The organism is Flavobacterium aurantiibacter (assembly GCF_002251775.1).
In the GTDB taxonomy this organism is placed as follows: domain Bacteria; phylum Bacteroidota; class Bacteroidia; order Flavobacteriales; family Flavobacteriaceae; genus Flavobacterium; species Flavobacterium aurantiibacter.
On record NZ_NOXX01000064.1, the window covers coordinates 1 to 4,713 of the forward strand.

At 40.9% G+C, this 4,713-nt stretch carries 6 protein-coding genes and 1 tRNA gene; all 7 read right to left on the reverse strand.

From position 1 onward, the window contains the following. Window positions 1-114 precede the first annotated feature (114 nt). A tRNA-Thr gene (locus CHX27_RS00770) sits at window positions 115-188 on the reverse strand. Window positions 189-263: 75 nt separating this feature from the next. After that, a complete protein-coding gene (locus CHX27_RS00775) occupies window positions 264-533 on the reverse strand; it encodes a hypothetical protein (RefSeq protein WP_094484877.1) in 270 nt (89 codons plus the stop codon). Window positions 534-582: 49 nt separating this feature from the next. Further along, window positions 583-1,563, reverse strand: a complete 981-nt coding sequence (locus CHX27_RS00780) for a type I phosphomannose isomerase catalytic subunit (protein ID WP_094484878.1) — start codon at window positions 1,561-1,563, stop codon at window positions 583-585. Beyond that, on the reverse strand, window positions 1,550-1,960 hold the full coding sequence (locus CHX27_RS00785) for a 6-pyruvoyl trahydropterin synthase family protein (protein ID WP_094484879.1): 411 nt from the start codon (window positions 1,958-1,960) through the stop codon (window positions 1,550-1,552). Before CHX27_RS00785 ends, CHX27_RS00780 begins: the two co-directional genes overlap by 14 nt. Then, window positions 1,957-2,493 carry an isopentenyl-diphosphate Delta-isomerase gene (idi, locus tag CHX27_RS00790; protein WP_094484880.1) on the reverse strand — a complete coding sequence of 179 codons (537 nt, stop codon included), beginning with the start codon at window positions 2,491-2,493 and terminating at the stop codon, window positions 1,957-1,959. Before idi ends, CHX27_RS00785 begins: the two co-directional genes overlap by 4 nt. 179 nt (window positions 2,494-2,672) lie before the next feature. Further along, complete coding sequence (locus CHX27_RS00795; RefSeq protein ID WP_094484881.1) at window positions 2,673-4,229, reverse strand: NAD(P)/FAD-dependent oxidoreductase; 1,557 nt, start codon at window positions 4,227-4,229, stop codon at window positions 2,673-2,675. Between the two features lie 121 nt (window positions 4,230-4,350). Next, window positions 4,351-4,713 (reverse strand): response regulator (locus CHX27_RS00800; RefSeq protein ID WP_133063373.1); only part of this gene is annotated, 363 nt, incomplete at its 5' end.

The following is a 4,713-nucleotide window of genomic DNA, read 5'->3' on the forward strand; positions in this document are numbered from 1 at the left end:
CGCGGAATAAAAAGATACAGCCGAAAGCCGGAAATGCTGCCCAAACAAAAAACTTCGAAAACGGAATGGCAAGAAAAAGAAAAAGTCGCCCTGAAGAAGGCGACTTTTTTATTGAGCCGATAGAGGGACTCGAACCCACGACCTGCTGATTACAAATCAGCTGCTCTAGCCAGCTGAGCTACACCGGCATCTCAATACGGGTGCAAATATAGGGGCGGATTTGATATTTGCAAAAAATTTTTGAGATTTTTTTTCAGAAAAAACTACGCCAAAGCGTTGATTTTAGTAATCAATTGATTTGCAGTTTGTTCTAATTCGACATTAATTTGTTTGAAATGCGCTTTTTTATTTTCCACATTCTTTGCATTCACTTTTGCGATCAAATGGTCGAATGCAGCAAGTGCTTCTTCGATAATTGCATTTGATTCTACAGTTGGTTTTCCTGCAGTAGCGATCTCATTTAGATACACTGCCTCAATGATATCTCCCAATACAAAATTGATATCCTTCTTTAAATTTCTAACGTTTGCCATAATAATTTCAGCTAATTTGGCGGCAAAGGTACACTTTTATTGTTCAGAATCAGCTTCCAACAAAAACCTCTAAAAATGTGCCCGCTCCTTTAAAGATAATTTGGTCGTTGATTGCTGCAGGAATCAAGAACGTTTGACCCGCGGAAACAGCAATAACACTATCGTCAAAATAAATATCGATTGCACCACTAACAAGCATAAACGCAGAAAAAACGCCGCGTTTTTCAACGATGTAGTTTGCACCCGTTCTTAAATGAACCTCGTACGTATTAAAATACGGACATTCCACGAGAATATTCGCTGCTTTTGCGCTTTTATCAACTTTTGGGTTGTTGGCCTTGAAATTAATGGCATCAAGTGATTCTTCAATATGCAACTGACGTTTCTTGCCGTCTTGATCGATGCGATCGAAATCATAAATTCGATACGTAATATCAGATGTTTGCTGTATTTCGGCAATGACGATGCCTGCACCAATCGCGTGAACAGTTCCCGTTTCCAGAAAAAAGGTGTCGCCTTGTTGCACTTCGTGGTGACGCATCAATTGTGTGACGGTACTGGAATCTAGCGCTGATTTAAATTCGTCTATTGAAGTATTTTTTTCGAATCCGGCTATTAGCTCCGATCCGCTGTCGGCTTGCACTACATACCACATTTCGGTTTTACCGAAGCTGTTATGGCGCTGCTGGGCTAATTCATCGTTCGGATGTACTTGAATGGAAAGCTGTTCGCGAGCATCTAGTAGCTTAAAAAGTAACGGAAGTTGGTTGCCGTATTTTTCTACGACGGATTTTCCGAGGATTTCAACCCCAAAATGTTCCAACAATTCGTTGATATTTTTTCCCGAATAAACGCCGTTGGAAACAACACTAGGCGCTTCTTTTAAACCGCTGAGTTCCCAACTTTCGCCGGTTCTGTTGTCTGGAGTTGATTTATTGAAAAGGGTTTTTAATTTTTCTCCTCCCCAAATACGGTATTGAAATATCGGATGAAAAAAAAGTGGATAGGGTTGGAAATTACCTTCCGTCATAACTTACAAAATTTCGTGGTGTTTCATAAAGTGTGATATTCAAATCGAGGTGCTCGGGCAGCTTTGGTTTTACCTTATGATAAATTACATAAGCAATATGCTCGGCCGTTGGATTCAAATTTGCGAACTCTTCGCAGTCCAAATTTAGGTTTTTATGATCAAACTTTTGCTCCACCTCTGCCTTGATGATATCTGCTAGAATCTTAACATCAATCACATAGCCTGTTTCGGGATCTACTTCACCGGTAACAGCGGCAATAAGCTCGTAATTATGACCGTGATAGTTTGGATTATTACACTTTCCAAAAACTTCCTGATTTTTCTCGAACGTCCAATCTTTTCTGTATAAACGGTGCGCGGCGTTGAAATGTGCGTGTCGGCTTACGGTAACTCTCATGAATTTGTGATGTTATGTGTTTCGAAGTAGTGATAAAATTCGTTGAAAATTATTTTAAACCAAGCTGTATATAGCTCAGGTTGTGCTTGCATATCGGATTTGATAGCTTCAATAGACATCCATTTCCAATCGGCTACTTCCTTTGGATTAATTTCTGGTGCCTCTTCGTAAAAGCCAATCAATACATGATCGAGTTCGTGCTCGGTTAGTCCGTTATCGAATGGCGCTTTGTAAATAAAATGAAACACGTCGGTTAGTGGCGTTTCAAAGCCCATTTCTTCGCGTAGCCTACGAGTTCCGGCTTGAATATTGGTTTCGCCCTCGCGCTGATGACTACAGCAGGTATTCGTCCAAAGTAAAGGCGAATGGTATTTGTGTGCCGCTCGTTGTTGCAACATTACTTCCTTCTTAGCATTCAGTACAAACACAGAAAATGCCCTGTGTAAAACGGCTTTTTCGTGGGCTTCAAGCTTTGGCATTAAGCCAATTTGTACGTCGTTTTCATCTACTAAAATAACTAACTCTTCTGGCATCGACTAGAATTCTAAGATTGATTTGTAAAATAATTTAACTTTTCACAAAGATACCAATACCGCATTGTTCAAAACTCTTTATTTAGGCTTTTCACAACATTTGTTTTTTGAAATTCATGCGTACCTAAATGAATAGCACAACCGATTACTAAAAAACAAAAAACTGTGCGAGACTTAAATCAATGATGTAACGCGATCGCTCGGGCACATTTTTCTCCATCGATTGCTGCAGAAATAATGCCTCCTGCAAAACCTGCACCTTCTCCGCAAGGATACAAGCCTGCAATTTCGGGATGCTGCAAGGTTTCGGCGTTTCTTGGAATTCGCACTGGGCTTGAAGTTCTCGATTCTGGTGCGTGCAAAATGGCTTCATTGGTCAGATAGCCGCGCATACTTTTTCCGAATTCAATAAATCCGGCACGCAGCGTTTCTGTTATAAATTTTGGAAAAACTTCGCCTAATTCGACCGAAGTTGTTCCCGGTACGTAGGATGTTTTTGGAATGTCGGCAGATACTTTACGCTGAGTAAAATCGGCCATACGCTGTGCTGGTACGCGCTGCGATTCGCCCGCCAATTTCCATGCTTGTTGTTCAATTTGTTTTTGAAACTCCAATCCGGCCAAGGCCCCAAATTTGGCAAAAGGTTTGAAATCTTCCAATCCCAACTCTACAACAATACCACTGTTCGACGTAGCTTGATCGCGTTTCGATGGCGACCATCCGTTGGTAACCACTTCGCCGGGAGCCGTTGCACAAGGCGCAATAACGCCGCCCGGACACATACAAAACGAATACATTCCGCGGCCGTTTATCTGTTTTACGATACTGTAAGGAGCAGGTGGTAACAGCGGTCCACGATCGTCGCAGGAATACTGAATCTGATCTACTAAACGTTGCTGATGCTCGATTCGAACACCTAAAGCAAAAGGTTTCGCCTCAATCAAAATCTTCTTTCGATGAAGAAGCTCGAAGATATCTCGGGCTGAATGTCCGGTTGCTAAAATAACTGCTTCAGTTTCAATACGCTGATTATCATTTACTTCCACTCCCCTAACCCGATTATTTTCTACAATCAAATCGGTAAGTTTCGTTTCAAAAAGCACTGTTCCGCCCTGAGCGATTATACATTCGCGAATATCCTTAATAATCTGCGGAAGCTTGTTGGTTCCGATATGCGGATGAGCCTCAACCAATATTTCGGGCGTAGCACCAAATGCAACAAGCAGGTTTAGAATACGATCGATGTCGCCACGTTTCTTGGAGCGGGTGTACAATTTCCCGTCGGAATACGTTCCTGCACCACCTTCGCCAAAACAGTAATTCGACTCTGCGTTTACCAGATGATCGCGATTTATAGCTTTTAGATCTCGACGACGCGCCTGCACATCTTTACCTCTTTCAATAACTATAGGCTTTAAACCCGATTCTATTAATTGTAAAGCGGCAAACAATCCGGCTGGACCCGCACCTACAACTACAACCGGTTTCGAATTAGCTACATTTTTATAGTCGGGTAAAGTAATTAGGCGCTCGAAAGGTGCCTCACCAACGAATCGGATATCGAGTTTTAAATTGATTTTTATCTGCTTCTGTCGCGCATCAATAGAGCGTTTTAAAACAGCACACGACTGTATTTGGCTTGCTGGTAGTTGCAACAATCGGGCAGCATGACTTTTTATCAATTCTGGATTTGCAGCAATTTCGGGTGTTACTTGTACGAGCAGTTCTTTCGGCATGGCACAAAGGTAAAAAGATGTGCAGAATTGCGCACTAGAATTTAAACACGTCGCATTGTTTAAAAATCAAATGATAAGTGGGAAATTTACTCTTTTACGACTTTGGAAATCTTGCGGTTATTTAGGATAGAATCCCTAAAAGCGAATCGTTTATTGGTTTCAAGAGGTACTTTACGATTTCGTTTTCAAACTTCCCAGCTTTTTCTAGATCGCTGTGATCGTTAGATGAAGTCACTACATACACATCAATTGCGAAATCATGTTGGCTTTTTAAATTTCGAAACTCTTCTAAAAATTGCCAACCATCCATTATAGGCATATTTAAATCTAAGAGTATTGTCTTGGGAATTTCACTTCCTGCTTTTAATTGTGCTTTAAGATATTGTATTGCTTCTAAGCCGTTCTCGAAGAACTCGGGTTCTACATTTAAGTTATTTTTCTTTTTAGTACACGACAAAAAACATAATTGATTAAAAATCAATAA